Source organism: Hoeflea sp. Naph1 (assembly GCF_046837775.1).
Taxonomy (GTDB): domain Bacteria; phylum Pseudomonadota; class Alphaproteobacteria; order Rhizobiales; family Rhizobiaceae; genus Hoeflea.
In genome coordinates this window covers 3,468,291-3,495,235 of record NZ_CP177286.1, presented here as the reverse complement: position 1 = coordinate 3,495,235, position 26,945 = coordinate 3,468,291, and the positions used below count along the sequence as shown (strand labels likewise).

Annotated in this window: 24 protein-coding genes and 1 pseudogene; 12 read left to right on the top strand and 13 right to left on the bottom strand. The window is 61.4% G+C overall.

What is annotated here, in order from left to right; all coding sequences use genetic code 11:
* Positions 1–9: 9 nt before the first annotated feature.
* The 6 genes from paaC to ACK6D9_RS16780 form a co-directional block, all read right to left on the bottom strand.
* Positions 10–771, bottom strand: a complete 762-nt coding sequence (paaC, locus tag ACK6D9_RS16805; RefSeq protein ID WP_412049378.1) for a 1,2-phenylacetyl-CoA epoxidase subunit PaaC — start codon at positions 769–771, stop codon at positions 10–12.
* Positions 771–1,070: a 1,2-phenylacetyl-CoA epoxidase subunit PaaB gene (paaB, locus tag ACK6D9_RS16800; RefSeq protein WP_412049377.1), complete on the bottom strand. Its 300-nt coding sequence runs from the start codon at positions 1,068–1,070 to the stop codon at positions 771–773. Before paaB ends, paaC begins: the two co-directional genes overlap by 1 nt.
* Complete coding sequence (gene paaA, locus ACK6D9_RS16795) at positions 1,067–2,062, bottom strand: 1,2-phenylacetyl-CoA epoxidase subunit PaaA (RefSeq protein ID WP_412049376.1); 996 nt, start codon at positions 2,060–2,062, stop codon at positions 1,067–1,069. Before paaA ends, paaB begins: the two co-directional genes overlap by 4 nt.
* Positions 2,063–2,156: 94 nt before the next feature.
* On the bottom strand, positions 2,157–3,047 hold the full coding sequence (locus ACK6D9_RS16790) for a PaaX family transcriptional regulator C-terminal domain-containing protein (RefSeq protein ID WP_412049375.1): 891 nt from the start codon (positions 3,045–3,047) through the stop codon (positions 2,157–2,159).
* A gap of 104 nt (positions 3,048–3,151) precedes the next feature.
* The gene (locus ACK6D9_RS16785; RefSeq protein ID WP_412049374.1) at positions 3,152–3,760 is read right to left on the bottom strand and encodes a DUF938 domain-containing protein; all 609 of its coding nucleotides are present in this window, start codon (positions 3,758–3,760) and stop codon (positions 3,152–3,154) included.
* Positions 3,761–4,000: 240 nt separating this feature from the next.
* A complete protein-coding gene (locus tag ACK6D9_RS16780; RefSeq protein WP_412049373.1) occupies positions 4,001–4,780 on the bottom strand; it encodes a 2OG-Fe(II) oxygenase in 780 nt (259 codons plus the stop codon).
* A gap of 118 nt (positions 4,781–4,898) precedes the next feature.
* Here ACK6D9_RS16780 and ACK6D9_RS16775 point away from each other — a divergent pair, with 118 nt between their 5' ends.
* Together ACK6D9_RS16775 and ACK6D9_RS16770 are read left to right on the top strand one after the other, a co-directional pair.
* Positions 4,899–5,804, top strand: a complete 906-nt coding sequence (locus ACK6D9_RS16775) for a LysR family transcriptional regulator (protein ID WP_412049372.1) — start codon at positions 4,899–4,901, stop codon at positions 5,802–5,804.
* Between the two features lie 123 nt (positions 5,805–5,927).
* The gene (locus ACK6D9_RS16770) at positions 5,928–7,184 is read left to right on the top strand and encodes a D-amino acid dehydrogenase (protein ID WP_412049371.1); all 1,257 of its coding nucleotides are present in this window, start codon (positions 5,928–5,930) and stop codon (positions 7,182–7,184) included.
* A gap of 44 nt (positions 7,185–7,228) precedes the next feature.
* Here ACK6D9_RS16770 and ACK6D9_RS16765 read toward each other — a convergent pair.
* The 5 genes and pseudogenes from ACK6D9_RS16765 to ACK6D9_RS16745 all read right to left on the bottom strand — a co-directional run.
* Positions 7,229–7,366: pseudogene (locus ACK6D9_RS16765) on the bottom strand (type II toxin-antitoxin system PemK/MazF family toxin); the annotation flags it as partial.
* 17 nt (positions 7,367–7,383) lie between these two features.
* Positions 7,384–8,205 (bottom strand): CPBP family intramembrane glutamic endopeptidase, encoded by an 822-nt coding sequence (locus tag ACK6D9_RS16760; protein ID WP_412049370.1) that lies wholly within the window; start codon positions 8,203–8,205, stop codon positions 7,384–7,386.
* A gap of 191 nt (positions 8,206–8,396) precedes the next feature.
* Positions 8,397–9,227: a DMT family transporter gene (locus ACK6D9_RS16755; RefSeq protein ID WP_412049369.1), complete on the bottom strand. Its 831-nt coding sequence runs from the start codon at positions 9,225–9,227 to the stop codon at positions 8,397–8,399.
* A gap of 370 nt (positions 9,228–9,597) precedes the next feature.
* Complete coding sequence (gene paaZ, locus ACK6D9_RS16750; protein ID WP_412049368.1) at positions 9,598–11,631, bottom strand: phenylacetic acid degradation bifunctional protein PaaZ; 2,034 nt, start codon at positions 11,629–11,631, stop codon at positions 9,598–9,600.
* Between the two features lie 60 nt (positions 11,632–11,691).
* Positions 11,692–13,755, bottom strand: coding sequence for an FAD-dependent oxidoreductase (locus ACK6D9_RS16745; protein ID WP_412049367.1), 2,064 nt, complete (start codon positions 13,753–13,755; stop codon positions 11,692–11,694).
* Between the two features lie 128 nt (positions 13,756–13,883).
* Here ACK6D9_RS16745 and paaG point away from each other — a divergent pair, with 128 nt between their 5' ends.
* The 4 genes from paaG to ACK6D9_RS16725 all read left to right on the top strand — a co-directional run bounded on the left by paaG (position 13,884) and on the right by ACK6D9_RS16725 (position 17,138).
* The gene (gene paaG / locus ACK6D9_RS16740; protein ID WP_412051835.1) at positions 13,884–14,681 is read left to right on the top strand and encodes a 2-(1,2-epoxy-1,2-dihydrophenyl)acetyl-CoA isomerase PaaG; all 798 of its coding nucleotides are present in this window, start codon (positions 13,884–13,886) and stop codon (positions 14,679–14,681) included.
* Entirely contained in the window at positions 14,678–15,121 is a 444-nt protein-coding gene (gene paaI, locus ACK6D9_RS16735) for a hydroxyphenylacetyl-CoA thioesterase PaaI (protein WP_412049366.1), read from the top strand. The genes paaG and paaI overlap by 4 nt, the downstream gene beginning before the upstream one ends.
* A gap of 73 nt (positions 15,122–15,194) precedes the next feature.
* On the top strand, positions 15,195–16,505 hold the full coding sequence (gene paaK, locus ACK6D9_RS16730) for a phenylacetate--CoA ligase PaaK (RefSeq protein WP_412049365.1): 1,311 nt from the start codon (positions 15,195–15,197) through the stop codon (positions 16,503–16,505).
* A gap of 6 nt (positions 16,506–16,511) precedes the next feature.
* Positions 16,512–17,138 (top strand): TetR/AcrR family transcriptional regulator, encoded by a 627-nt coding sequence (locus ACK6D9_RS16725; protein WP_322990933.1) that lies wholly within the window; start codon positions 16,512–16,514, stop codon positions 17,136–17,138.
* Positions 17,139–17,208: 70 nt separating this feature from the next.
* On the opposite strand, the gene ACK6D9_RS16720 is transcribed toward ACK6D9_RS16725, so the two are convergent.
* Entirely contained in the window at positions 17,209–18,387 is a 1,179-nt protein-coding gene (locus ACK6D9_RS16720) for a citrate/2-methylcitrate synthase (protein ID WP_412049364.1), read from the bottom strand.
* A 95-nt stretch (positions 18,388–18,482) separates the two neighbouring features.
* Here ACK6D9_RS16720 and ACK6D9_RS16715 point away from each other — a divergent pair, with 95 nt between their 5' ends.
* The 6 genes from ACK6D9_RS16715 to ACK6D9_RS16690 all read left to right on the top strand — a co-directional run bounded on the left by ACK6D9_RS16715 (position 18,483) and on the right by ACK6D9_RS16690 (position 25,116).
* On the top strand, positions 18,483–19,898 hold the full coding sequence (locus ACK6D9_RS16715) for a CoA transferase (RefSeq protein WP_412049363.1): 1,416 nt from the start codon (positions 18,483–18,485) through the stop codon (positions 19,896–19,898).
* Between the two features lie 3 nt (positions 19,899–19,901).
* Positions 19,902–20,054 carry a hypothetical protein gene (locus tag ACK6D9_RS16710; RefSeq protein WP_412049362.1) on the top strand — a complete coding sequence of 51 codons (153 nt, stop codon included), beginning with the start codon at positions 19,902–19,904 and terminating at the stop codon, positions 20,052–20,054.
* Positions 20,055–20,117: 63 nt separating this feature from the next.
* Positions 20,118–21,074 carry a TAXI family TRAP transporter solute-binding subunit gene (locus tag ACK6D9_RS16705; RefSeq protein ID WP_322989459.1) on the top strand — a complete coding sequence of 319 codons (957 nt, stop codon included), beginning with the start codon at positions 20,118–20,120 and terminating at the stop codon, positions 21,072–21,074.
* Between the two features lie 101 nt (positions 21,075–21,175).
* Positions 21,176–23,281, top strand: a complete 2,106-nt coding sequence (locus tag ACK6D9_RS16700; RefSeq protein ID WP_412049361.1) for a TRAP transporter permease — start codon at positions 21,176–21,178, stop codon at positions 23,279–23,281.
* Positions 23,282–23,653: a DUF1850 domain-containing protein gene (locus ACK6D9_RS16695; RefSeq protein WP_412049360.1), complete on the top strand. Its 372-nt coding sequence runs from the start codon at positions 23,282–23,284 to the stop codon at positions 23,651–23,653.
* A 173-nt stretch (positions 23,654–23,826) separates the two neighbouring features.
* A complete protein-coding gene (locus ACK6D9_RS16690) occupies positions 23,827–25,116 on the top strand; it encodes a DUF3422 family protein (RefSeq protein WP_412049359.1) in 1,290 nt (429 codons plus the stop codon).
* A gap of 75 nt (positions 25,117–25,191) precedes the next feature.
* On the opposite strand, the gene ACK6D9_RS16685 is transcribed toward ACK6D9_RS16690, so the two are convergent.
* Positions 25,192–26,901 carry a flagellin gene (locus ACK6D9_RS16685; RefSeq protein ID WP_412049358.1) on the bottom strand — a complete coding sequence of 570 codons (1,710 nt, stop codon included), beginning with the start codon at positions 26,899–26,901 and terminating at the stop codon, positions 25,192–25,194.
* Between the last annotated feature and the right edge of the window lie 44 nt (positions 26,902–26,945).

Sequence of the window (26,945 nt, the reverse complement as noted above, 5' to 3'; positions counted from 1 at the left end):
TCACAAGGCTTACCAGGTCTGGCCGGGATAGGCGCGCTGCATGAACTGCAGCTCGGCCAGCAGATGGCCCATGTCCTCGCCATGCAGGCCGTCGCGGCCACCCTTTTGCCATGTGCGGATTTCCGGCACCGAAAGCTTGGCCGTGGCAAACACGGTGGCGATGGTCTGGTCGAATTGGGTGCGCAGGGCTTCGGGATCGGGCAGCAGGCCGGCGTCGATTGCCGCCCGGCGGGCGGTTGAGACCATGAACAATTCACCGGTGTAGCGGTGCAACTCATCAACGGCGGCGGCCATGCGGGCCGCACTTTGTTCGGTGCCGTCACCGAGCCGGATCACCCATTCGCCAGCATGGCGCAGATGATAGGCCATTTCCTTTTCTGCCTTGGCGGCAATGCCGCGCAGGGCTTCATCGTTCGAGCTTGCGGCAATGGCTTTCCAGAACGGCGTCATGAAGGCGGAAAAATAGAGCTGGCGGGCCATGGTGGCGGCGAAATCGCCGTTGGTGCGTTCGACCAGCAGGCAATTGCGGTAATCGCGTTCACGCCGCAAAAAGGCGAAATCGTCCTCGCTGCGGCCCTTGCCCTCGATCTCGCCGATATGGGCGTAGAGTGCGCGGGCCTGGCCCAACAGATCGAGCCCCATATTGGCAAGCGCCAGTTCTTCCTCGAGCGTCGGCGCGTGGCCGCACCATTCCGAGAGGCGGTGGCCGAGGATCAGGCAATCATCGGCGATCTCGATCAGCGCCGGTACGGTCACGTCAGCTGCCGCCATCACATGTGTCCCACTTCATCGGGGATCTCGTAAAACGAGGGGTGGCGGTAGATCTTGTCGTCGGCGGGCTCGAAATTCTGGTCGGCAAAGGAGGGATCGGAGGCGGCGATGTCGGACGAGCGCACCACCCAGATCGAGTTGCCTTCTCCGCGCCGTGTATAGACATCGCGGGCTGCCTGCAGCGCCATCTCCGGGTCGGTAGCATGCAGCGAGCCGACATGGCGGTGGTGCAGGCCGTTGCGCGGGCGGATGAAGACTTCCCAGAGCGGCGTGAGCTGGTGCGTGGATTCGGGGGTCATTCGGCAGCCTCCTGCGGGATCTGTTGGTTTTCAGCGCGTTTGCGGGCATGAGCAAGTGCAGCTTCACGCACCCAAGCGCCGTCGTCCCACGCCTTGTTGCGGTCGCGCAGCCGGTCGCGGTTCATCTGACCGTCGCCCCTGACCACCGCCTTGAATTCGGCCCAGTCGATCTCGCCATGGTCATAGGCCTGTTTGGCCTCGTTCCATTTCAGCTCCGGGTCGGGCATGGTGAGCCCGATGAACTCGGCCTGCGGCACGGTGGCGGTGATGAATTTCTGCCTCAGTTCGTCATTGGAAAATCGCTTGATCTTCCATTTCATCGACTGGTCGGAATTGGTGCTTTCGCTATCGGACGGCCCGAACATCATCAGCGACGGCCACCACCAGCGGTTAAGCGCGTCCTGGGCCAGTTCCTTCTGCTCTTCCGAGCCGCGGGCCAGCGTCATCATGATTTCGTAACCCTGGCGCTGGTGAAAGCTTTCTTCCTTGCAGACGCGGATCATGGCGCGAGCATAGGGGCCGTAGGAGCAACGGCAGAGCGGGATCTGGTTCATGATCGCCGCCCCATCGACCAGCCAGCCGACGGCGCCGATATCGGCCCAGGTCAGCGTCGGATAGTTGAAGATCGAGGAGTATTTGGCCTTGCCGGACAAGAGTTCCTCGGTCATTTGCTCGCGGGAAACGCCCAGCGTCTCGGCAGCGGAATAGAGATAGAGGCCGTGGCCGCCTTCGTCCTGTACCTTGGCCAAGAGCGCGATCTTGCGGCGGAGCGACGGGGCGCGGGTGATCCAGTTGCCTTCGGGCAGCATGCCGACGATTTCCGAATGCGCGTGCTGACCGATCTGGCGCACCAGCGTGCGGCGATAGCCTTCGGGCATCGGGTCGTTGGGTTCGATCTTTTCCTCGCGGTCAATCCGCGCCTGGAATGCGGCGAGAAACTCCTCCGATTCCGTGGTGCTCGAATCCGCGCCAATCAGGCCCTGACTGTACATAATGAAGCTCCTCCGCGATGAAGTCTATCATATGTTACAGGATTAAAATATGTCAAGGGAATGCGGTAACACGTATGGCGCGCCAGCGAGCGAGCTAAGCGGTCTCGAAACGCCGGGCAAGCCGCGAATGGGCCGGCGGCAGGGATCCGCAGACTGTCGCGGCATGGCTGTCGAGCCAGCGCTCCGATGGCGCCAGCAGCTCTCGGTAGATCCGGGCAATCAGCGCACGGGTTTCGGGTTCGGCATCGTCCTTAGGTGCAAGATCGGCGGGAATTGCGAGTACCCGCAGCGCCATCCGCCGCCATTCATGGATCATCAGGCAACGCAAGGTGATCGCGTCTTCCGGATCGAGCGAGGATATCTTCTCGAGCGCTTTGAGGATTGGCCCGTAGGCCGCGCTAAGGGCCGAAAATTCATCCGCAAGGCGGGCGGCGCGCAGCCGGTCCTGCACCAAAGGTGACGGAATGAAAGATGATATGTCCGCACCGCTCACCTCGGTGCCCGGCAGGGCTGCCAGCGCATCTTGCGCAGGGGTGAAACACAGGAACACGCGGTCGCCGAGCGCCAGCGCGCCAAGGCGGTCGAGTTCGGTGGTTTGCGCCTCGGCCAGCGGTTGGCCGGCGATGATCAGCGATCGCGGCGTATCCGCGGCCAGTAGCGACGCGCCGGCATAGATCCGCTGCTCGGCCTCAAGCACGGTTTGGGCAACGCCGGGCGAGAGCCGGTAGAAGCTGTTGCGGCCCTCGCGGGTGCGTTCGATCCAGCCATCGGCCGCGAGCCGGGAAACCGCGGTGCGCACCGCGCCGTGGCCGATGCCAAGCCGCGCCATCAGCGCCTGCACCGCCGCCGCCGACACTTCGCCCCCGCGCGGGCCGATGGCGTCACCCAGAAAAGTGACGATCAGCGACCACGCCGACAGCCGCTGCGAAGCTTGCAGCGCAGTCAGACGGGCAGCAATGGCGCGGGCGATCGGATCGGGTCGCATGGGGGAGATGGAGTAAACCGTTTGGGCTGCGGCTGGAAGAGGGGGCGGGGATGGCGCGCTGAAAAGTGCAAATAGGCAACCTCTTGGAGACGCGCATCAAAGCCTTACTGCCGCGTGAAAACCACACCGAGATTGTTGGCGGGCATCTCGGTGACGGAGGTCAGCGCCAGTCCGGATTGTTTGGCCAGGCTTTCCACATCCTCGAGCAGGCGGATGCCCCAGGCGGGGTTTCGGGCGCGGAGGCTGGTGTCGAATTCCACATTGCTTGGAACAAGCGGCTGGCCTTCGCGTCGGTAGGGGCCGTAAAGCGCCAGCACACCGCCGCTTGGCAGCAGCTTGCCCGCGCCCGCTAGCAAGCCTTGTGTGGCTGACCGCGGGCTGATGTGAACCATGTTAATGGCGATCATCGCGTCCGTCCGCTCTATTGGCCAGGTCGGGCTCGACGCGTCGATATCGAGTGGGGGGAGCACGTTGGTTGTGGCTTTCGATTTCACCCACTCCTGAATCGAGACGCGCGCCTCCGGCGACGGATCGGAGGGTTGCCAGACAAGGTTTGGAAACAGGCTGGCGAAATGGATGACATGCTCGCCGGAGCCGCTGGCAATCTCGAGTACGGTTCCGGTTTTGGGCAACACATGACGCAGCAGATCAGAGATCGGGCCGCGGTTGCGCAGCGCCGACGGGCTGGAGAGTTTCTGGTCTTGTGATGACATTGCTTGTCCTTGCCGGCAGTGCAGAGAGAGGGGGCCGCTGGATGCGGCACTGATATCAACAGCCAGTCTACAATGGACAACCGGACCATGCATCACAAAAGCCAGACATTCGATTTCGTTCGTATCCACCAAGAATTCTAGCCAGCCGTATCGCCCCAATTTATGCTTCAGAAGGCTTATCTGTTTCGTACCCCTGATGCGGTTTTGGGCGATGCTATTTGGGTGTCTAGTGAACTGCGATCAGCCGGTTCGGCCGTAAAATGTCATGCGCGCTGCCTCGGACAGCGAGACACCTGGTTCGGTGTTGTAGGCGAGGACGGCGAGCATACGGGTTCGGTTGCCCTCGTTGGGAGCAACCCGGTGGATCGAATTGCGTCCGCGGAAAAACACCAGCGTGCCGGCTTCCGCGCTCAATTGCTCGACCTTTGTGCGGCCGTCGAGAATGTCTGCGACAGCCTCAAAATTCATTTCACCGGCATCGGCATCGCGAACGGCGTTGACATACTCGAACTGACCGCCACGCTCGGGGGGCTGAATCATCAGCGTTATGGCGAAGGACGAGTTGTCAAAATGCCAGCCGAGTTCCTGGCCGGTTTTGGCAAAGTGCAGATTGATCGACGACAAGGGGTCGGCGTACTCATAAAGTGCTTCCTCGCCAAGAACTTCGCACAGAAACGCGCGAAATTCCGGCGCGTTGTAGAGCGTTCTGAGCGCCGATTGCTGCGGCATCAGATCATCGGTAATGCAGCCCTTTGAAGACACGACAAGCCTGTTGCGCGGGTGGTCGGCGGCAAAGTTTGGGTCTTGCGGGCTGAGGTAGACCGTGTGTTTGGCCGAGCTTGCGAAAACCTTGTCCTCGTTCTCGCGTCCCTCGGCCTGAATTGCCTCGATTGCCGGTTGGGTGACGAACTGCGACATCACCAGAATGCCGTGGTCTTCGTAGGTCTTGCGGCAGGCTGCACGAAAGGCTGATTTTTCAATGGGGTAGGTGGTCAAGTCAACAATCTGATTCAGGTCCATGATCTGTCCTCATCAACAGGTTCGAGTGGGGCCTGACAAGCTCTACACGGCCTCGAAAGATTGAAAAAATTGTATTATTGATGCTTATGGAAAAGAAGAGCTTTTCTTAAGGGGGCGCATGAGCAAATTCACTTTACGACAGTGCGAATATTTCCGAGCGGTTGCGCAAACCGGCGGACTTGCGTCGGCGGCGCGGGCAATCGGGATTTCGCAGCCTGCGGTGGCGCAGTCGATCCGGAAGCTGGAAGACATGACCGGGCTTGTGCTGTTCCGGCGGCTTCACGCGCGCGGCATGAAACTGACGGCGCAAGGAACCGAATTCCTGCGCCATGCAGAAATGCTACTGGGGTGTGCGGACCGGGTCGAAGAAGCCATTGAGGGAATCGCCGACAACAGGACCGGCACAATCCGGCTGGGGTGTTTCCAATCGATCGCGCCGTTCTGCCTCGCGCGGATTGTCCGCGGCTATCGGGATCTGGCCCCGGGTGTCGTTCTGGAGGTCAAGGAACTGCTTCAGGACGAACTGATCTGTGCGATCGGCCGCAACGAGCTCGATCTTGCCATCATGTATGATCTCGGACTGGATCCGGACCTGTTTGCCTGGCGGACGCTGACAGTTGCCAGGCCCTATCTCATCGTTTCGCGCGACCACCGGTTGGCGAAGAGAGCATCGATCTCCCTGAAAGACATCGCCTCGGAAGACTACATCCTGTTTGATGCGCCGCGGAGCAGGGATTACTTCTTCTCGATCTTTTCAAATCACGGCATCAGCCCACGCATCGCGTTTCGATCCGCTTCCATCGAATCGGTCAGATGCAGCGTTGCCAATGGGCTTGGCGTTTCGCTGCTGGCGATGCGCCCGGTATCTGATCAGACCTATGATGGGGGGCAAGTGGTGCCAATAGAACTTGAAGAAAATCTGCCACCAATGCCGGTCGTTGTGGCGCACACTCGCGACCATGCGCCCGACGCCCTGACGTTGCCTTTTATCGACTATTGCACGCAGATCTTCAAAGCGCTTTAGCTTGTGTGGACAATGTCGGTTGAAGGGGCGATAGCGACGCGTGTACCGGTGGTGGTTTGCACCGGGATCAGCTAGGCTCGGATTGAATTTACACGTGAATAAAGCCGGAAGGGGCTGCCAGTTATGAGAGTTGTCGTTATGGGTGCCGGCGTGATTGGTGTCACCACCGCCTATTATCTCGCCAAAGGCGGGGCCGAGGTTGTGGTTCTTGACCGGCAGACCGGGCCGGGGCTCGAGACAAGCTATGCCAATGCCGGGGAACTCAGCTATGGCATGACCTCGCCCTGGGCAGCGCCCGGAGTGCCGCTCAAGGCGATCAAATGGTTGTTCATGAAGCGCCGGCCGCTGTTCATCTGGCCGCTAATCAGCCCGACCATGTGGAAGTGGGGGCTGCAGATGCTGCAAAACTGCAACGAGGAGAGCTACCGGATCAACAAGAGCCGGATGGTGCGGATCTCGAACTATTCACGCGACGTGATGCCTGACCTGATCGCGGAAACCGGCATCGAGTACGACGGCCGCGCGCAAGGCACGTTGCAACTGTTCCGTACCGCCAAGCAGCTCAAGGGGTCGAAGGCCGACCAGGATGTCCTGGCGGAATTTGATTCTCCCTACGAGGTTCTGGATCGAGACGGCTGCATTGCCGCCGAGCCGGCGCTGGCAGAGGTCCGCAACAAGTTTGTCGGCGGCCTGCGGCTGACGGCGGACCGGACCGGCGATTGCCGCATGTTTACAATGGCGCTGGCAGAAAAATGCGCCGAGATGGGCGTCGAGTTCCAGTACGGCCAGTCGATCAAGGCGATCGCCGTGGAAAACGGCAGAATTGCCGGTGTGGACACGGAAATTGCGGGGCGGATTACGGGCGATGCCTATGTCTGCGCGCTTGGCAGCTATGGCCCCAACTTGCTCAACCCGCTCGGCGTGAAGCTGCCTGTCTATCCGGTCAAGGGCTATTCGGTGACGCTGCCGGTAACCGAGGATACCTTTGCGCCGCAATCGACCATCATGGACGAGACCCACAAGGTGGCCATCACCCGGCTGGGCGATCGCATCCGCGTCGCTGGCACCGCCGAGATTGCGGGCTATTCCGACCGCCTCGGGCCGCACGCCACCGACACGGTCAAATATGTCATCAGTGACCTTTTCCCCAAGGGCGGCGACATCACCAAGGCCGAAGGCTGGACCGGCCTCAGGCCGATGACACCGGACGGCACGCCGGTGCTCGGGGCTTCGCGCTACGACAATCTCTATCTCAACACCGGTCACGGCACCTTGGGCTGGACCATGGCCTGCGGCTCGGGTCGCGCGGTGGCCGATGTGGTGCTGGGCAAGGAACCGGAGATCTCGTTCGAGGGGCTGACGGCAGAACGCTATGGGTGAGGCACCCGTTCGGGGGTAGCTTGCAGGGCCTTTGCGTATGGGGCTCAGGCGAGGCCGAGGAAAACCGTCAGCGACCGGGTAACCGCGAGCATGGTTTCGTCGTCCAGCCGGCCAAAGGGCGGGCCGAGCTTGTTGCGTTTGATGGTCGTGGCTTTATCGACCATCACCTGAGACGGCTTGCGTCCTGCTTTTCTTTTGCTCAATGAGCGCTACTGCCGGCGTCGTCCCTGACTGACTGGGGAATAACTTCGATGATTGCACCATCCCGGTTAAACATCGAGTCCCTGTTGAACCAGATGGCACCAAGTGCTGCCAAAACGAAAAAGATCGTGTCATAGGGCTGTGCATCCGGCCAAAGCGGATTGTTCAACTGAAAATGAAACAAGACGGCGATCAGAATGCTGCCGCGTGCATTGTTGAAAAAAGGCGTCAGTATCAGGCTGACCGCGATGGAGCCGATGAAGAACGGTGTAAATCCCCAAGCGCTTTGCGGTGTGCCGCTCAGGAAAAACGCAGGCAAATGCCAAACGCCCCAAATCATGCCGAGGACAAGTCCTGCCCAAATCGGCGCCACGTGTCTTTGCAGCAGTGGCAACGCCACGCCTCTCCAGCCAAACTCCTCAACCGGCCCAAGGATCAGCATGAAGCCCAGGCCGGCAAGCGCTGCACTTACGTTCTCAAAAGGAAATGGCGTATCAAACAGGTTACCTTTCACGGCGGAGCCGGCGAAATGGATCCATGGAATGCCGAATATCAGGAACGCATACCAATAAGGTGATGCCCGCCAGAGGAAGAGGCGCGAGAGAAATCGTTTTGCCGCATCTATTCCTCCGGTCCACAGCACCAGCGAGACAGCGGCAATCGCAGGTGCATAGACCGATACGATGAAGAGCGGATTGGTTGCGCTGACCGGTCCAAATATTGAGACAACCTGATCTTGATAAAGCGTCAAGATCGCGAACAGCCCCCATGCCAATCCGAAGGTGATGATCAGGTAAGGGATCATTGCGCGTATGGTCATGTTCACTCCTGGAGGCCGCATCTGCAAATACGCTTGGTTGAGGTTTTGATGTGTTACCCGCTTTGGCCTCGGGGGGCGGTAGAAATTTGAAGTCCGCGATGAGCCGGAAATCAACATTCTGCAGATAACAGCGTGAGCCGTAAACCGGCGTTTGCGGTTGCCGTTTCCGCTTCTTTCCAGAAGCGCCTGGCTCAGTTCCCCACCCGGTGCTCGCGCCAGATGATGAACACGCCGCTGGCGATGATCACGGCGGCGCCGACGAAGGTCAGCGCATCTGGGATTTCGTTCCAGAACAGCCAGCCGAGAGCCGTGGCCCAGATGATGGCTGAGTAGTCCAAGGGGGCTACGACCACGGCGGGGGCCAAGCGGAAGGCCTGGGTGATCATGGTCATGCCGGCGGTGCCGAAGATGGCGATTGCCCCAAACAGCCAGAGATCCTCCGGCCGGATCGGGTTCCAAATGAAGGGGACGATGAACAGGCTGATGGCTGCGCCGGTGCCGGTCATGTACAAAAGCAGGGTCCAGACGCTTTCGCGGCTGTCGACCCAGCGTGCCGACAGCATCAGCATCGCGTAGACGAAGGCGGTGGCGACGGGCAGCAGCGAGATGGTCTCAAACGCCGATGTGCCGGGGCGGACGGCAATCAGCACACCGGCGAAGCCCACAAGAACGGCGAGCCAGCGCTTCCAGCCGACCTGTTCGCGCAGGAACAGCGCCGAAAGGGCGGTGATGAACAGCGGTGCGACAAAGATGAGCGCCGTGGCTTCGGCGAGCCCCATATAGGTGATGGAGGTGAAGAACAGGTAGGTTGCGCCGACCCAGAGCCCGCCGCGCATCAAATGCGCCAGCGGCTTGTGCGAGCGCAGGGCCGCGGCGCCGCCCATCTTCCAGGCGATCAGGATGGCGAAGGGCAGGGCGATCAGGTTGCGCAGAAACTGGATCTGAAACGGCGAATAGTGCGCCGTCAGGGTCTTTGCCAGCGCGTCGTTGACGCAGAGACAGGCGACACCGACGCACATCATGAGGATGCCGGCCGAGGTGTGGGTTGGCGATTGTATCGGTATTGGCTGCAAGATTCTCACCCCGGGGCTGGTGGCGCGAGACTAACAACATCAATGCGAAAATCGAGCGCGAAGTTCAGGTTGCGAGATGGGTGGGGTGAATGCGTCACACGACACGTAATCGATGCTGGGGTGGTGCGCCTTCAGACTCCGTCATCCCGGCTTTGCGTCGGGATCCAGTCAGCTCAAGCCCTTGGACTGAAAGAAGTATTTGACCCGGCAGAGGCCGGGTTGCAGGGTGCCGGAGGCTACGACGTCGCTTCGCTTGTCTGGATCGGGGTCCGGTATGAGGGGAGGTGGATTGGCGCAAGCAAGCAGTCGCCTACCGCCATCAGCCATATTCATTCATCGTGTGCAGCTCGTATTCGGCGACGTCGTCGCCGTCCTGGTTGAGCACTGCCACGTGCCAGCGGACTTCGCCATATTCGTCGGTTCGGCGGGTCTTGCGCTTGACGGTGAGTGCCACCGAGATGGCGTCGCCGGGCGAGACGGGTTTCATGAATTTCAGCCCGTCGAGGCCGGTGTTGGCGAGTACCGGGCCGGGGTCGGGGGAGACGAACAGGCCGGCTGCGAAGGACAAGAGCAGATAGCCGTGGGCGACGCGGCCGGGGAAGAACGGGTTGGCCTTGGCGGCTTCCTCGTCCATGTGGGCATAGAAGGTGTCGCCGGTGAAGTGGGCGAATTTTTCGATGTCTTCCAGCGTGACTGTGCGCGGGCCGGCCTCGATGGTGTCGCCGATGGCGAGGTCATCAAAGCTGCGGGTGAAGGGGTGAGCCGAGGATATTGGCCTGGCCGCGCCCTTGATCCAGGTGCCGGTGATGCCGGAGATGATATCCGGGCTGCCCTGAATGGCGGTGCGCTGCATGTAATGCATGACGCCGCGGATGCCGCCGAGTTCCTCGCCGCCGCCGGCGCGGCCGGGTCCGCCGTGAACCATGTGCGGTAGGGGTGAGCCGTGGCCGGTGGCTTCGTGCTCGCTGTCGCGGTTGTTGACATAGATGCGGCCGTGGGCGGCGCCTGCGTCCATCAGCAGGGACCGCGCGACAGCGGGATCATGGGTGATAACGGAGGCAACAAGACTGCCGCGGCCGCGGTTCATCAAGGCGCCTGCATGGACGAGATCACGGTAGGGCATCAGCGTTGCCACCGGGCCAAAAGCCTCGACCGAGTGAACGGCATTGGCGGTGTCGGGATCATCGCAGGCAAACAGCATCGGCTTGACGAAGGCGCCCTTGGTCTTGTCAGCGCCATCGACCTCGAAGGTGTCTGGATCGCCGGTGAGAACCCGGCATTCGGCTGCGATCTGGCGGGCCTTGTCGAGCACGTCGGCTTTCTGGGCGGCCGATGCGAGTGCGCCCATGCGGGTGGTTTCCAGCGCCGGGTCGCCGATGAGGATCTTGCCGAGCTTTTCGGCAATCGCCTCGCCGACCGGGCCGAGCAACGCCTCAGGCACGATGATGCGGCGGATGGCGGTGCATTTCTGCCCGGCCTTGGCGGTGATCTCGCGCACGGCTTCCTTGACCAGAATATCAAATTCCGGGCTGGCTACGGTGACGTCCGGGCCGAGCACGGAGGCGTTGAGACTGTCCTGTTCGGCGACGAAGCGAACGGATTTCTCAAGCAGGATCGGATTGGAGCGCAGCATCAGCGCGGTTTTGGCCGAGCCGGTGAAGCCGACCACGTCCTGATAATCGAGCCGGTCGAGCAAATCGCCCAAACCGCCCGAAACCAGCTGCAGCGCGCCTTCGGGCAGGATGCCGCTTTCGATCATGCGGCGGACGGATTGCTCGGTGACATGGCAGGTGGCGGTCGCCGGTTTGACGATGGCCGGCATGCCGGCAAGCAGGGTGGGGGCCAGCTTTTCGAGCATGCCCCAGACGGGGAAGTTGAAGGCATTGATGTGAACCGCGACGCCGTGGAGCGAGGTGGCGACGTGCTGGCCGACGAAAGTGCCATTGCGTGACAGCATCTCCAGATCGCCATCGACATAGATGTGGCCATCGGGCATTTCGCGGCGGCCCTTGGAGGCATAGACCAGCATGGTGCCGATGCCGCCGTCGATGTCGATCATTGCATCAGGCGTGGTGGCGCCGGTGGTGTGGGAGAGCGAGTAAAGCTCGTCCTTGAACTTGGAGAGCTCCAGCGCCAGGGCCTTGAGCATGCGGGCGCGGTCATGAAAACTCATCGCTCTCAGCGCTGGGCCGCCCTTGGTGCGGGCGAAATCGACCATGGATTGCGTATCGAGTGCAGCCTGACCGGCAATCGCTAAGGGTTCGCCGGTGACAGCATTTGCTATTGCGCGAGCGCCGTCATCTGCAGGCAGCCATAGTCCGGCAAAATAGCTGTGCACATTGATCAACCCCATGTCTCTCTCCCTCATGGCGACGGTCCGTCAAGTGTCATGCGTGTTGGTTCGGCGTGGGCGTCAGCCCTTGAACACGCCGGCTGCTTTCAACGAGCCGGGGCTTTGAGCCTCAATGGCGGCAAAAGCTTCGCGCATCCGGTCCATGCCGGTCTCTTCGGCCCAGAACATCGGCCCGCCGAGATGTTTGGGGAAGCCATAACCCTCGGTCCAGACAATATCGACCGCAGTCTCGCTGGTAGCGATGCCCTCTTCGAGGATCAGATTGGCCTCGTTGACGATGGCGGCCATAATTCGCATGACGATCTCGTCGGTAGTGAATGTCTGCTGCCCGGTGCCGTGCTCGGTGCGCCAGGCGGCAACCATGACTTCGACGTCCGGGTCCTGCTTGCCGCTGCCGCTTGTGTGATCGTACCAGCCCTTCTTTGCCGGGCTGCCGCGGCCCTGACGGCCAATTTCGCAGAGCTTGTCGGCGATGTCGACATAACGGCCCGGCCAGGTGCCTGCGGCCAGCTGGCGCTTGCGGTTGGCCCAGCTGATCTGCAGACCGGTCAGGTCCTGCAATTCATAAGGCCCCATCGGCATGCCGAGGCCGCGCATGGCCGCATCGACTTCATAGGGTGAGGCGCCGTCGGCGAGCATGTAATCAGCCTGTCGGCGATAGGCCGAGAGGATGCGGTTGCCGATGAAACCGTCGCAGACGCCGGTTTCGACCGGGATCTTGCCGAGGCCGCGGGCGAAGGCAAATGCGGTCGACAGGGTCTGGTCGGTGGTGACCGAGGTGCCGACGACTTCGACCAGCTTCATGATGTTGGCGGGCGAGAAGAAGTGCAGGCCGAGGAAACGGCCCGGGCCGGGCATGCCTTCGCTGATCATGTTGGGATCGAGATAGGAGGTGTTGGTGGCGATCAATGCTGTCTCGGACATGACATCCGAAAGCTGCCTGAACACTGCGCGCTTGACTTCCGGATCCTCGAACACGGCCTCGATGGCGATGTCGGCGTCACTGGCTGCAGCGTAATCAGCACCGGCATGGAAGGCCGCACGGCGGGCGTCGGCCTTGGCTTCGGTTATACGGCCTGAGGCCAGATCCTTGGCGATGATGGCTTCAACGCGGCCGCGTCCGGCTTGCGCGCTTTCGGTGTCGCGCTCGAGCAGGGTGACGCGGTGGCCGGCGGCGAGGCTGGCAGCGGCGATGCCTGCGCCCATCAAGCCGCCGCCGACGATGGCGACATGGTTGATTGGTACAGGCTCGATGGCTTTGAGGCGGGCCGGTCTTGTGACCGAGCGGCTGGCAAAGAACAGCCTTCTCAGCGCCCGCGACTGGGCGCTGTCGCGCAGGTCGAGATGGGTCTGGCGCTCGATCTTGCTGCCTTCCGCAAAGGGCAGGGTGGCTGCGAGTGCAGTGGTTTCGAGCGCGATCATCGGGGCGTTTGAGCCCTTGGCCGATTTGGTGATTTCGGCCTTCAGCGCTGTCAGGTCTGCGTCTGCAACCGGGCGGGCAGAGGTGTTTTGCGGCCGGGCTGGCAGGTTGTTCCTGAAGGACGCGATGGCCTGCATCGGGTCGCCTGAGAAGACGAGATCCAGTCCGCCGAACTCTTCAAACGTTTTGGCACTCACCGGCTTGCCATTCGCGGCCATGCGGGCGGCGCGTTCCAGTCCGATGACGCGGGGCAGGCGCTGGGTGCCGCCGGCGCCGGGGATCAGGCCGAGATTGACTTCCGGCAGGCCGAATTTGGTGTTGTCGTCAGCGATGCGCCAAGCGCAGGCGAGCGCCAGTTCGAGGCCGCCACCGAGCACCGTGCCATGCATGACAGCGATGAACGGTGTGGCACTGGCTTCGATCGCATCAAGCACATCGGGCAGATGCGGCAATGGCGGCGGTCCGGCAAATTCCGAGATGTCGCCGCCTGCGACAAATGTGCGCCCGGCGCAGACCAGGGCTGCGGTTGCGCATCCGGCCTCGTTGACGGCGCGCAACGCTTCCATCAGACCCTTTCGCACACTGACAGCGAGCGCGTTGACCGGCGGGTTGTTGATGGTGACAAGGGCGTGGCCGTCCTTGATGACCACGTCGACAACCTTAGTGTCCGGACCGGCGTTTGGTGTTGGGGTGCGGGTGGTCACGATGGCGGCTCCTGCAAATTCTGGCGTGAAGATTTTCAGCACCAAGTAGAAGTTTTAAGCATCAAATACCAGTGGATTATTAATTGACCAACCGGTCGGCTTATGCAACCCTTTATTTGAGGAGGACCCTGGCGATGAGCGAAACGGTATTGCATTCGTGGAATGATGGCGTGCTTGAAATCACGCTGAACCGGCCCGACAGGCTCAATTCTTTCAATGACGAGATGCATGAGGCGATGGCTGTCAATCTCGATCTGGTGCGTGACGATCCACGCTGCCGGGCGGTGCTGCTGACCGGGGCGGGGCAGGGCTTTTGCGCCGGCCAGGACCTTGATGCGCGCAATCCCGACAAGATGACCGGCCCACCGGACCTCAGCGAGACGCTTCAAAAATTCTACAATCCGATGATCCGCCGCATCCGTGCCATGGAAAAACCGATCGTCTGCGCCGTCAATGGCGTGGCCGCCGGGGCCGGGGCAAATCTGGCGCTCTCCTGCGACATCGTGCTGGCGGCACGCGGCGCCAAATTCATCCAGTCGTTTGCCCGTGTGGGCCTCATTCCCGATGCCGGTGGTTCCTGGATGTTGCCACGGCTTATTGGCGAGGCGCGGGCCAAGGCGATTGCCCTGACTGCCGAGCCGGTAAGTGCTGAAACTGCCGCCCAGTGGGGCATGATCTGGCGGGTGGTTGATGACGCCGACCTGCTTGCCGAGGCGCGGGCGCTGGCCGGCAAGCTGGCTGCAGGGCCGACCTTCGGGCTTGGCCGCACCAAGAGCCTGATCCAGGCTGCCGCCGGGCATGAACTTGACGCACATCTGGAGCTTGAAGCCCGCGCCCAGGGGGAGGCTGGCCGTTCTGCCGACTATGCCGAGGGTGTGCGCGCCTTTCTGGAAAAGCGTGAACCCAAATTCGGAGGTGGGTCATGAGTGGGATCAACGACCAGCAACGCGCCGAGCGCTCTTCGACTGCGATGTGGAAAGACGATCACACCAGCCAGGCTTTCGGCATGGAAATCGAGGCGGTCGGTCCCGGCACAGCGACGCTGTCGATGATCGTGCGCAAGGATCATCTCAATGGGCATGGCTCTTGTCACGGCGGGGCGATCTTCACGCTGGCCGACAGCGCCTTCGCATTCGCCTGCAACAGCCACAACAAGGTGACTGTGGCGCAGCACTGTTCGGTGACGTTTCTGGCGCCGGGACGAGAAGGAGACCGACTGACTGCTGTGGCGCGCGAAGTGACGCTTGCAGGTCGCTCCGGTGTCTATGACGTGTCGGTTGCGCGCCAGGACGGCGTGACGATCGCAGAATTTCGCGGCCTGTCGCGGACGGTTTCGGGAACGCATTTTGAGGAAACGGCCGGCTGACAACCGGTGGCAACAGCTATGGGCGGAGCGGCGCGGGGAGCGTTAGCAATCCACCCGGATCAAGGAGGATATCATGCTCGACCTTACGCCTGACCGGGCCAGCCTCGACCCGATCGAGATCGCCTCGCGCGACGAGATTTCAGCCCTTCAACTTGAGCGGATGAAATGGTCGCTGGCCCATGCCTATGCGAATGTGCCGCATACCAAGGCCGCGTTTGATGCCAAGGGCGTGCATCCGGAAGATCTCAAGTCGCTCTCCGATCTCGCCAAGTTCCCGTTCACCACCAAACTCGATCTGCGCGACAATTACCCGTTCGGCATGTTTGCGGTGCCGCGGGACAAGGTGATACGGCTGCATGCCTCGTCGGGAACCACCGGCAAGCCGACGGTGGTTGGCTATACCGCAGGCGACATTGATGTGTGGGGCGGTCTGGTGGCGCGCTCGATCCGCGCCTCGGGAGGCCGGTCGGGCGATATCGTTCATGTCTCTTATGGCTACGGGCTCTTTACCGGTGGGCTCGGGGCGCATTACGGCGCCGAAAAACTTGGTTGCACGGTGGTGCCGGTGTCGGGCGGCATGACCGAGCGGCAGGTGTCGCTGATCACCGACTTCAAGCCGCGGGTGATCATGGTCACGCCCTCCTACATGCTGTCGATCCTCGACGAGTTCCGCGCCAAGGGAATCGACCCGCGCGAGAGTTCGCTGGCGGTCGGCATTTTTGGCGCCGAGCCTTGGACCAATGCGATGCGCGCGGAAATCGAGCAGGCCTTCGACATGCATGCTGTCGATATCTACGGACTTTCAGAAATCATGGGGCCGGGCGTTGCCAATGAATGCGTTGAGACCAAGGACGGGCTGCACATCTGGGAGGATCATTTCTACCCCGAGATCATCGATCCGGTGACGGAGGAAGTGTTGCCCGATGGCGAGATCGGCGAACTGGTGTTTACCACGCTGACCAAGGAAGCGCTGCCGATGGTGCGCTACCGGACCCGCGACCTGACCCGGCTGCTGCCCGGCACCGCGCGCTCAATGCGGCGGATGGAGAAGATTACCGGTCGCTCGGACGACATGATCATCCTGCGCGGGGTCAATGTATTTCCAACCCAGATCGAGGAGCAGATCCTCAAGTGCTCGGGGCTGGCGCCGCATTTCCAGATCGAGCTTACCCGCAGCGGGCGGTTGGATGACATGACGGTGCATGTCGAGTGCCACATCAGCGCCGCAAGCGATGAGGCTCGCGCTGCGTCCTCGCGCGAGCTGGCGCATCACATCAAGAGCACAGTGGGGGTCAGCACCCGCGTCAATGTGCAGGAGCCCGGCAAGGTCGCGCGCTCCGACGGCAAGGCCAAGCGCGTTGTCGACAACCGGCCAAAGGCGTAGATCTTCATGGCGCGAACCATTGCCAAGGACCACGAAGCCAAACGCGAGGCGATCCTCAGAACCGCCGCGACGTTCTTCGCCGAGCATGGCTATGACCGGGCCTCGATGGGCAAGCTCGCGGAGGCCTGCGGGGTCTCGAAGGCGCTGATCTATCACTATTACCCGTCCAAGGACGCGCTGCTGTTTGATATTCTGGACACGCACCTGACGGCGCTGGTCGATGTGGTGGAAACCACGGCCGCAGGTTCGGCTGAGCCTGACGCGCGGCTGCGGGCGCTGATCCGCGCGGTGCTGATCGCCTATCGGGATTCCGACAGCGAGCACAAGGTGCAACTGGATGCGCTGTCATCGCTGCCTGAGGAAAAGCAGGAGCATCTCAGGGCATTGCAGCGGCGGCTGGTTGCCTGCATGGCCGACAGCGTGCGGGCGGTGGAGCCTGAGAGATTTGCCGCGCGCCCGGAACTGGTCAGGCCGGTGACCATGTCGGTGTTCGGCATGCTCAACTGGTTCTTTCTCTGGCACAAGCCAGGCGGACCTGTGGACCGTGACGCCTATGCCGCCATCGTCGCCGATCTGGTGATGGGCGGGCTGCCGGCGGTTTGCGCCGGACAGGCGGATGGCGATACGGGCTGATATCCGCGAGCGTTGGTTTTTGACAGGGACCGGGCGCGGCTGAAAGCAAATGGTCCGGCCGCCAATCGGCTCATGGGCGCTCGCCGGTATAGATCGCGCGGGGCCGGATCAATTGACCACTCGCGCGTTGCTCAAGCGCGTGGGCGATCCAGCCGGTTGACCGGCCGATGGCAAACAGCAAGAAGGCGGCGCCCGGTGGCAAGTGCAAATGCCGCCGCAGGGCGACCAGCGCGAAATCAATCGATGGCTCGGTGCCGGTCAGTTCCCTGACCGCATCAACAATCCGGGCCGTTTGCGGAAAATCGGGCAGAATTGGTTTGAGCAATGCCCGGGCGTGAACATCGCCATCGGGATAGAGCGGGTGACCGAAGCCGGGAATGGTCTCGCCGGCTTCGAGACGCCGCTGGAGGCTGCCTTTGACATCGGCGGGATCGAGCCCGTCCCAGACCTGTTCCACTCGTGTCGTCATGGCCCCGTGCTTGACCCCGCTGAGAGCGGCGAGTGCTGCAATGATTGCCGCCTTCAGCGACGCGCCGGTGGACGCCACGCAGCGCGCGGTGAAGCTCGATGCGTTGAGTTCATGATCGGCACACAACACCAGCGCCCGGCGGATCAGATCAGCGCCTGGTGGCGAAACCTGCCAGCTATCGGCCAGTTGCTGGTGAATCGGGGCCGATCGCGGTGCTTGTCTGAGCGCCGTGGCTGTCAGGATGCGCACAAGATCGCCCGATCCTTGCGCCAGCATCTTGGGGTCGTGGCGCCATGCCGAAGTAGGGTCATCGCTTGCGGCAACCGCAAACAACGGCAACAGGGTGTCGCTGACTGGTGGCATACCGACCTGGCTGCAGAGGCTGGCATAGGCCTTGAGATTGCCCGGTGCCGCGTGCGGGAAGGCTGTCTCTTTCTCCATCTGCCAGAGCAGTGCCGCAACGTCCTCCAGACTGTGGGTTTGTGAAAGTTCGACGGCGTCGTGACCACGATAGCTCAGGCGGCCGTTTTCAATCAGCGTCACCGCCGATTCCAGCACCGGCATGCCCCAGTCGAGCGTGGCGCGGGCGACTTCCTTTCGCTTGCGGCCGCGCCGGCGGGTGGTAGCCAGTTGCTCGACGGCTTCGGCGAGGTAACGGCTTTGGCGCGGGTCCGGTGCGGGCACGGCGCGCAGCAGGCCACGGCTGACATAGGCGTAAAGGGTTTGCCGCGAGACGCCGAGGCGTCGGGCGGCCTGTTCGGCGGTGAGGTATTCAGCCATGGCGAGCATCTCGAATGTTGATTTATATGATCAATATTGACGATATGATTGTTTCGAGCTTGTGTGAAGGCCTGAACGCAAGTCGGGAGTTCGCCATGACGATTTCATCAACGTCAGACCACCAGGGCGCCAGGTCGATGATTGCCGCCTTGTCGGCCGCTCTTGGTGTCCCGGACCATGCCGCTTCGGATCTGCAGATAGAGGGCGCGGGATGTCTGCCGTCGGTCTTCGCGGTCAGCGATTTCGCCGTCGCGTCGGTGGCCACGGCAGGGCTGGCGCTCGCCGAATGGATTACGCTGCGGTCGGGTGCGCAGCCGGTGACGTGCGTGGACCGGCGGCTGGCCTCGCTCTGGTTCGGGTTTTCGATCGCCCCGCAGGGCTGGGAACTGCCATCCGTCTGGGACGCGGTTGCGGGTGATTATCGTGGCTCTGACGGCTGGATAAGGCTTCACACCAATGCGCCGCATCACCGTGCGGCGGCATTATCGGTACTGGGTACGGACGCTGATCGCGACGCGGTTGCCGCAGCGGTTTCCAAATGGCCGGTTGATGATCTGGAAGCCGCGATTGTCGCCCGGGGTGGCTGTGCGGCGGCAATGCGCAGTCTCGATAAATGGCGTGTGCACCCACAGGGCGCGGCAGTGCTGACAGAACCGCTGATGCGTGTCGAGAGGACAGCGGGTGGAGTGAGACCAGAGCATGGACTTGACCGGGAATTTGATCCGGCACGACCACTCGCCGGCGTGCGGGTTCTGGACCTGACGCGGGTGCTGGCCGGGCCGGTGGCAACGCGGTTTCTGGCCGGCTTTGGTGCGGATGTACTCCGCATTGATCCGCCATCATGGGATGAAGGTGCGGTGATCCCGGAAGTAACACTGGGCAAGCGCTGCGCACGGCTGGACCTCATGGACCCGACCGACCGGGCGCGTTTCGTAGCGCTGTTGGAGAAAGCCGATGTTCTGGTGCATGGCTACCGGTCTGATGCGCTGGAAAAACTCGGTCTTGGTGCCGAAATGCGCGCGCGGACTTGCCCCGGACTGATTGACGTTTCGCTTGATGCCTATGGCTGGAGTGGGCCCTGGGCCAATCGGCGCGGGTTTGACAGTCTGGTGCAGATGAGCTCCGGCATTGCGGCGGAAGGTATGGAGCGTACCGGATCGGAAAAGCCGGTGCCTTTGCCTGCGCAGGCGCTCGACCAGGGCGCCGGCTACCTGCTGGCGGCGGCCGTGGTGCGTGGGCTGGTGTTACGCCAGAAGGATGGTAGCGGTTCGCGCTGGCGCACGTCGCTGGCGCGGGTTGGCGGGTTTTTCGCGAGCTATCCGGGTGTGGCTGACGCCATCACGATCGGCAAGCCAGAAGCGGATGATTATGCCGAGGCCACCGAACTCACCATCTGGGGGCCTGCATTGCGGCTTCGTCCGCCTCTCAGCCTCAGCGGAACCAGCATGGCGTGGCCTGGTCCAGCAGTGGAGCTAGGCTCGTCACAGCCGCAATGGCAGGGCGCGAACTGACGTGTGTCTGAACGTAAGAGACACGCGATTGGTGGTAAAAAAATTGCCGTGGATCGCTTGCTATCGAGCAAAAACATGCCAGTTATGTTCAGCCGGTTGTCTGGCGCGCCAGAGGAGATCCGCTTTGCGGATCGGCATCCGGACTATATCGCTTGAGACTGTACCGGAGTGGCGCAAGGAACCGCCGCCTCGTTTTGTTCAAATATGGAGGAACCCTCGATGATCAGCATCAACCGCAGAAACCTTGTTGCCCTGATGGCGGCGAGCGCCATGGGCCTGTCGTTGGCCCCGGCCAAGGCCGAACAGTTCGTCAATATTCTCACCGGCGGAACATCGGGCGTCTATTATCCGCTCGGCGTCGGCCTGTCGAAGATCTACGCCGAGAAGATCGAGGGCGTGCGCACCCAGGTGCAGTCGACCAAGGCATCGGTGGAAAACCTCAATCTGCTGCAGCAGGGCAAGGGCGAACTGGCGCTGGCGCTGGGCGATTCCGTCAAGCTGGCTTGGGAAGGTGACGCGGATGCCGGCTTCAAGGCGCCGCTCGACAAGCTGCGCGGCATCGCAGCGGTCTATCCCAACTACATCCAGATCGTTGCCTCGAAGGAATCCGGCATCAAGAATTTTGCCGATCTGAAGGGCAAGAGCCTGTCGGTGGGCGCTGCCAAGTCCGGCACCGAGCTCAATGCGCGCAAGATCTTTGAAGCGGCCGGGATGTCCTATGACGACCTGGCGAAGACCGAATATCTGCCGTTCGCCGAATCGGTGGAATTGATCAAGAACCGCCAGCTTGACGCGACGCTGCAGTCGGCAGGCCTCGGGGTTGCCTCGATCAAGGATCTGTCGACTTCGCTTGATATCCAGATGGTGGCTGTGCCTGAAGAAGTCGTCACCGCGCTTGGCGCTCCTTATATTGCTGCCACCATTCCGGCCGGTACCTATGAGGGACAGGACAGTGATGTGGGCACCGTGGCGGTGGTCAACTTCCTGGTGACGCATTCGGACGTCAGCGACGATCTCGCCTACGAGATGACCAAGCAGTTGTTTGAAAACCTCCCTGACCTGGAAGCCGCGCACAAGGCAGCCGCGCAGATCAAGCTGGAAAATGCCGTCAAGGGCATGCCGCTGCCGCTGCACCCGGGCGCGGAGCGTTACTACAAGGAAAAGGGCATAATGTAAGTCCGGTCAAACAACCGGATAACATCAGCTGATTGCCGTGGCGGGGTTGGAATTCTGACTCCGCCACGGGGCCTATATGATGCCTTTTGGGAGAACACCGCATGGCAAGAGATCAAGCCGCGCATCAGGCCGCGGAGGCCGATATCGACCTCGGTCTGCATGATCCGCTGGCCGAGAGCTTTCCGCAAACGCCCGAAGGGCGGCTTTTGTTCTGGATCGCGCTGGTGTTTTCGGTGTTCCAGATCGCCACCGCCGCGCATATCATCGATTTGGCGAGCCAGGTGGTGCGGGCGATCCATGTCGGTTTCCTGTTGCTGCTGACTTTTCCTCTGGTTGCTGCCGCGCGCAATGCCGGCCCGGCAGTTAAGACATTGGCCTGGCTATTGGCCGGTTGCGGCGTCGCCGTGGCGTTTTACCAATGGTATGAATATACCGAACTGCTGCTGCGCGCCGGCGATCCGCTGCAGCGTGATATCGTCATGGGCGTGATTGCGCTCACCACCGTATTTGTTGCCGCCCGGGTGATCATGGGCCCGGCGCTGCCGATCATTTCCGGTGCATTTCTGGCCTACTGCCTGTTCGGCGAATATCTGCCGTCGCCGCTCAATCACCGCGGCTATGATTTTGCTCAGGTGATCGACCACATGGCCTATGGCACCGAGGGCATCTACGGCATTCCGATCTTTGTTTCCTCAAGCTTCATCTTCCTGTTCATCCTGTTTGGCGCATTTCTTGAAAAGGCCGGCATGATCCAGCTTTTCACCGACGTTTCGCTGGGGCTGGTGGGCCACAAGCGCGGCGGTGCCGCAAAGGTTTCGGTGATCTCGTCGGGCCTGATGGGGACGATTTCCGGCTCCGGTGTCGCCAATGTGGTGACCACCGGACAGTTCACGATCCCTCTCATGAAGAGTTTCGGCTACCGCGCGGCCTTTGCCGGCGGGGTGGAAGCGACCTCGTCGATGGGCGGGCAGATCATGCCGCCGGTGATGGGGGCGGTGGCTTTCATCATGGCCGAAACCCTGGGTGTCGAATATTACGAGGTGGTCCAGGCGGCGATCATCCCGGCGTTTTTGTATTTCGCCTCGGCGTTCTGGATGGTGCATCTGGAGGCCGGCAAGCACAATCTGGTGGGGCTGGCGAAGGACCAATTGCCGTCGCCGATGAAGGCGCTGAGAGAGAATTGGTATCTGCTGCTGCCGCTGTTGATGCTGATCTATCTGTTGTTCTCAGGCTACACGCCGCTGTTTGCCGGAACCGTCGGGTTGGCGCTCACCGTTCTGCTGATCCTCGGTGGTTCGGTTGCGTTGGGCCTACCTGCGGGCGTGATCCGGACCATCTTCTGGATCGGGCTGGGGCTGGTGGCCGCCGCCTTCCTGCAATTTGGCATTCATGTGATCCTGGCTGCGGTGCTGGCGCTGGTGGCCTGGAACGCGGTCAGCAAGGGCGGGCGCGAAACGCTAGCGATCTGCAGAGATTCGCTTGCCGAGGGCGCCAAGACGGCGCTGCCGGTGGGGGTCGCCTGTGCGATTGTCGGCATCATCATCGGCACCATGACGCTGACGGGCGCTGCCAACACGTTCGGGCAATATATCGTTTCGGTAGGAGACAAGAGCCTGTTCCTGTCGCTGCTTTTGACGATGATCACCTGTATCGTGCTCGGCATGGGGATCCCGACCATCCCCAACTACATCATCACCTCGTCAATCGCCGGGCCGGCGCTCTTGGAACTGGGTGTGCCGCTGATCGTCAGCCACATGTTCGTGTTCTACTTCGGCATTCTGGCCGACCTGACACCGCCGGTGGCGCTGGCCTGTTTCGCGGCTGCGCCAATTGCCAAGGAGAACGGGCTGAAAATTTCGATGGAGGCGGTCAAGGTGGCTGCCGCAGGCTTCGTGATTCCGTTCATGGCGGTCTATACACCGGCGTTGATGCTGCAGGATGGCGGGCCGCTGGCAGCCGAAATCGGCTACGTGCCGGCGGTGATCTATATAGTTGCCAAGACGGTGCTGGCGATCGGGCTGTGGGGAGCAGCGGTGATTGGCTTTCTCGGTGGGCCACTGGGCTGGCCGCTGCGCGTGCTTGCTGCGTTGGCGGCATTCACGCTGGTGGCGGCATTGCCGTTGACCGATGAGATCGGCTTCGCGCTGGCGGCTGCGTTTGCGGTTCTGGCCTATCTGCAGATGCGCAGACAGGTGGAGCCGGCGTAAATGGCACTCGCGCTTTGCGTCAGCGCTGGCGGCAAGGCGTTGGTGATTGCAGCGACGCTGTTTAATCTTTCCTGGACCCATTCGGTTGAAAAGACCGAATGGCGCGAAGGCTGGCGAGTAACGCCGGCAGGGCTGGAACTGGTCGAGGCGCGGGTCAAGGGATCGGGTGCGGGTATGGATCCCGGCGAGGGCGCGCGGCTTGAAGACGGCTGGTGGATCTGGGCGCCGGAACTGCCGGCTGTGCCCGAACTCGTGCTGGCGGCCTCCGGCGCCACCGTTTCGGCCTGGACGCTGTGCCATGCCGGCGGGTGTGTAATACTGGGTGGAGCGGCCGGTGAACCAATCCGGATCGCACCGTGTGCTGAGCCCTGAAACGCCGCATCGGGACTGCCGATTACCGAGTACAGACGACAAGCGCGGAATTGCCGCTTTGCCTTGATGGGGTGCTGGCTCTACAAACAATTGAGAAAGGCGAGGTGTGGGGATCCTGAGAAGGATCGCATTCGGCGCTGCACGATGCACGAGATCGAGGGGATCAACAGCGCATGGGCAGGTTTTCATTTCCGATGGCGCAAGGCCGCGCCGAGGCGCTCGGCGAAATTCACGCGCGGCCGCTGGCGCTGGTCGGACAGTCGCGGGTGATCTTTCAACTGGCGTTCCTGACCGATGGCGGAGCGGCGGTCGATCACGCGGTGGTGGCCGAACTTGCGCGAGGGCGCGGCGTCGCCGTGCCGGGACGGGAGTCGGCACATTTCGCCATGGGCTGGGGACAGGGAACCTTGCGCTGGGAACGCCATACCGAGTTTTCGACCTATTTCTGGGACGCACCGGCGCCTGAGCGTTTTGGCGACCATCTCGACACACATCCGTTCGGCGACCAGTTTTCGCCGCCGGGCAATCTGATTGCCGGCATACGGCTGGAAGTCAGGCCAGAGTCGCCTGAAACGCAGGCAGCCCTTGCGACCTTCGATCCGACCAGCCTGTGCCTGAGCGAAGTCAAGGACGGGCAGGCGCTGATTGCCACCGATTTCCGCCAGGATGGCGACGGGCTGACCCGGATTCTGGTGGTCGACAAGGGCATGACCGACGCAGGACGCGGGGCGGTGGTGCAGCGGTTGCTCGACATCGAGACCTACCGGACGCTGGCGACATTGGGCCTGGCGCTCGCGCGGACACTGTCGCCGGAAATGCGCCGCATCGAGGATGGTCTGACAAAGACCACACAGAGCATGAAATCCGGCGCGCGTGAAAATGCCGACAGCCTGCTTTCTGAAATCACCGAGCTTGCGGCGGAACTGGAAGCCAGCGCCGCGCTCAGCCTTTATCGTTTTGGCGCCAGCCGGGCCTATTACAACATCGTGCGCGAACGTATCGCTTCGCTGGCTGAAACCGGCCAGCCCGGTTCCGAGACGATCGGCGCGTTCCTGGAAAAGCGGCTCGCGCCGGCAATGCGCACCTGCCAGTCGATCGAGGAACGGCAGGCCAACCTGTCGCGCAAATTGGCGCGGACCACGGCGCTGCTGCGCAGCTGGATCGACGTCGAACTGGAACGGCAAAACAGCGCGCTGCTTGGTTCGATGAACCGCCGGGTCAAGCTGCAACTAAGGATGCAGCAAACCGTCGAGGGGCTCTCGGTGGCAGCAATTTCCTACTACATTGTCGGCCTGTTCGGCTACGTAGCCAAGCCGCTCGACAAATTGGGACTGCCGCTGAGTTCAGGCTTGTTGTCGAGCCTCTTCGTGCCGATTGCGATTGGCTTTACCTGGATGATGGTTCGCTCCGTCCGCAAGAAACATTCGCTCGAGGATGAGGCGGGCAATTCCGACGTCCAATAGAAGTGCGTGCCGATGCAGGTCGCAAATTCGAACCTCTGGCGTGCCGCGCATCTGTTTTGACGCACCACCTCCTGATTACCTGAACAGGGACAAAATTGTTTCGGAGTTGGAATTTGCAATTTGAAGTGTCTGGATCGCCAGTTGTTCCTGCGTCTGGAGAGCCTTGAGACGGGTAGATTGTTCATTCATGTCGGCGTCAACCAGGCGTCCGATGCCCATATCGATGGATGAGATGAGTTTGGCCGTGAAGTCGGCCTGCATATCGATGCGGGATTGAAGAGAGCCAAGCAGGCTTGCGCTGGAAATTGCGCCCTGGAGCATGTAGTCGACACCTCTAAGGTACTCATCCAGGGTGAAGTCCTCACCGGTGATGTCAACCTCATCGAGATCGAAATCCAAAGTCCAGGTTGGATCGGATTCCACATTGCCGACGCTGATCTTCGCAGCGCGATTTCCTGCCTCCGGATATATGGTCTGATCAGCGGCGAAAGTGATGGTTGTTCCACTTGCTGTAACCGCAAGTCCGCTCGGAGCCGATGCGAATGCGATCACGGTGGCAAGGGCCGTTGCGTCGCCAATATAGCCATCGCTTGTGCCGAGCGCAGCGTCCACCGTCGTTCGGTCGACCGTGTATGTATTTGATGGGCCCAACCCAACCTGCGCGTCGAACCAGAACGAGGCAGTCGGAGATACTGTGAATGGTTCGGTAAACGAAACCGTTGCAGTGGGATACATGTTGTCGTGATTGTACAGCGGCGGGTTTTCCAGCCCCAGAGCGTATCCCACCGGATGGGCACCTCCAAAATCTGATGTCACGTTGAAGATGTTTATACTTGATCCCGGCTCGCCCGCCGTTTCAAGGGAGCCGATCTCGAACAAGGCAGGGTTGCCACCCGAGAACATGGTTTCATAAGCGGTTGCAGGAACGGAATTGTCGAGCAAAAGCTTCTCGAGAACCACTCTCATTTCAGCCGCCGTACCGATATTTCCATCTATCGTGCCGAGGGCCGTATCGACAAGGGCTTTGTCGATACGCAACCCCGAGAACGTCTGACCCGCAGAGTGGGTTCCGGCATCCACCACAATGTCAAACTCGATATAGTCTGTCGCGCCGAATGCTGCGGGTCCCGTGAAAGTGCGGGCTTCATGGCCCTGATGGGCAATGGAATTTGCATTGGTTCCCTTAAATCCGCCCATATCTCCCAGACCACCAATTTCCTTCTGGAGAATGCCACCTCCTCCGGTGTTGAGCATGCTGGTGATCTTGAGGTTTACCTCCGAGGTTTTCACACTGACAAACCCATCGGATGACCTGACGAAAGCGGAAACCACGGAGGCGCTCAAATCCGGCGTTTCCATCAGATGCGTCGGTGCGTTTGCGCTCAACCAGTTGACGCCGCCAAAACTTGCGGCGCCGACGATGCTATGGGCCTGCTTGTTGAGCTGAGAGAGTTCCAGTTGAATTTTGGCCCTGTCAACACCCGCTTCTTTCGCCGCAACCAGCCGCGCGCTGAATGTTGATAGAATGTCCACGATGGAAGCGGTTGCAGAATACGCCACGTCTGCTTTCGCAGCGGCCAGACCGAGGGCGTCGACCACTGTCGAGATCGCCTTGTTGTCAGAGCGCATGGTTGTGGAAATAGACCAGTAGGCGGCATTGTCGGATGCCGACTGGATTCTCAATCCAGAGCTGATTTGGCCCTGCGCGGTGGCCATATTGGAGCCAATCGTTCGGAGTGTCTGCAGTGCAGAAACTGCTCCGGCATTCGTTAGAATACTGGTCATATTAGCTCGCGTTAAAATTGCTTCGATTCCACAGTAGGCGGAAT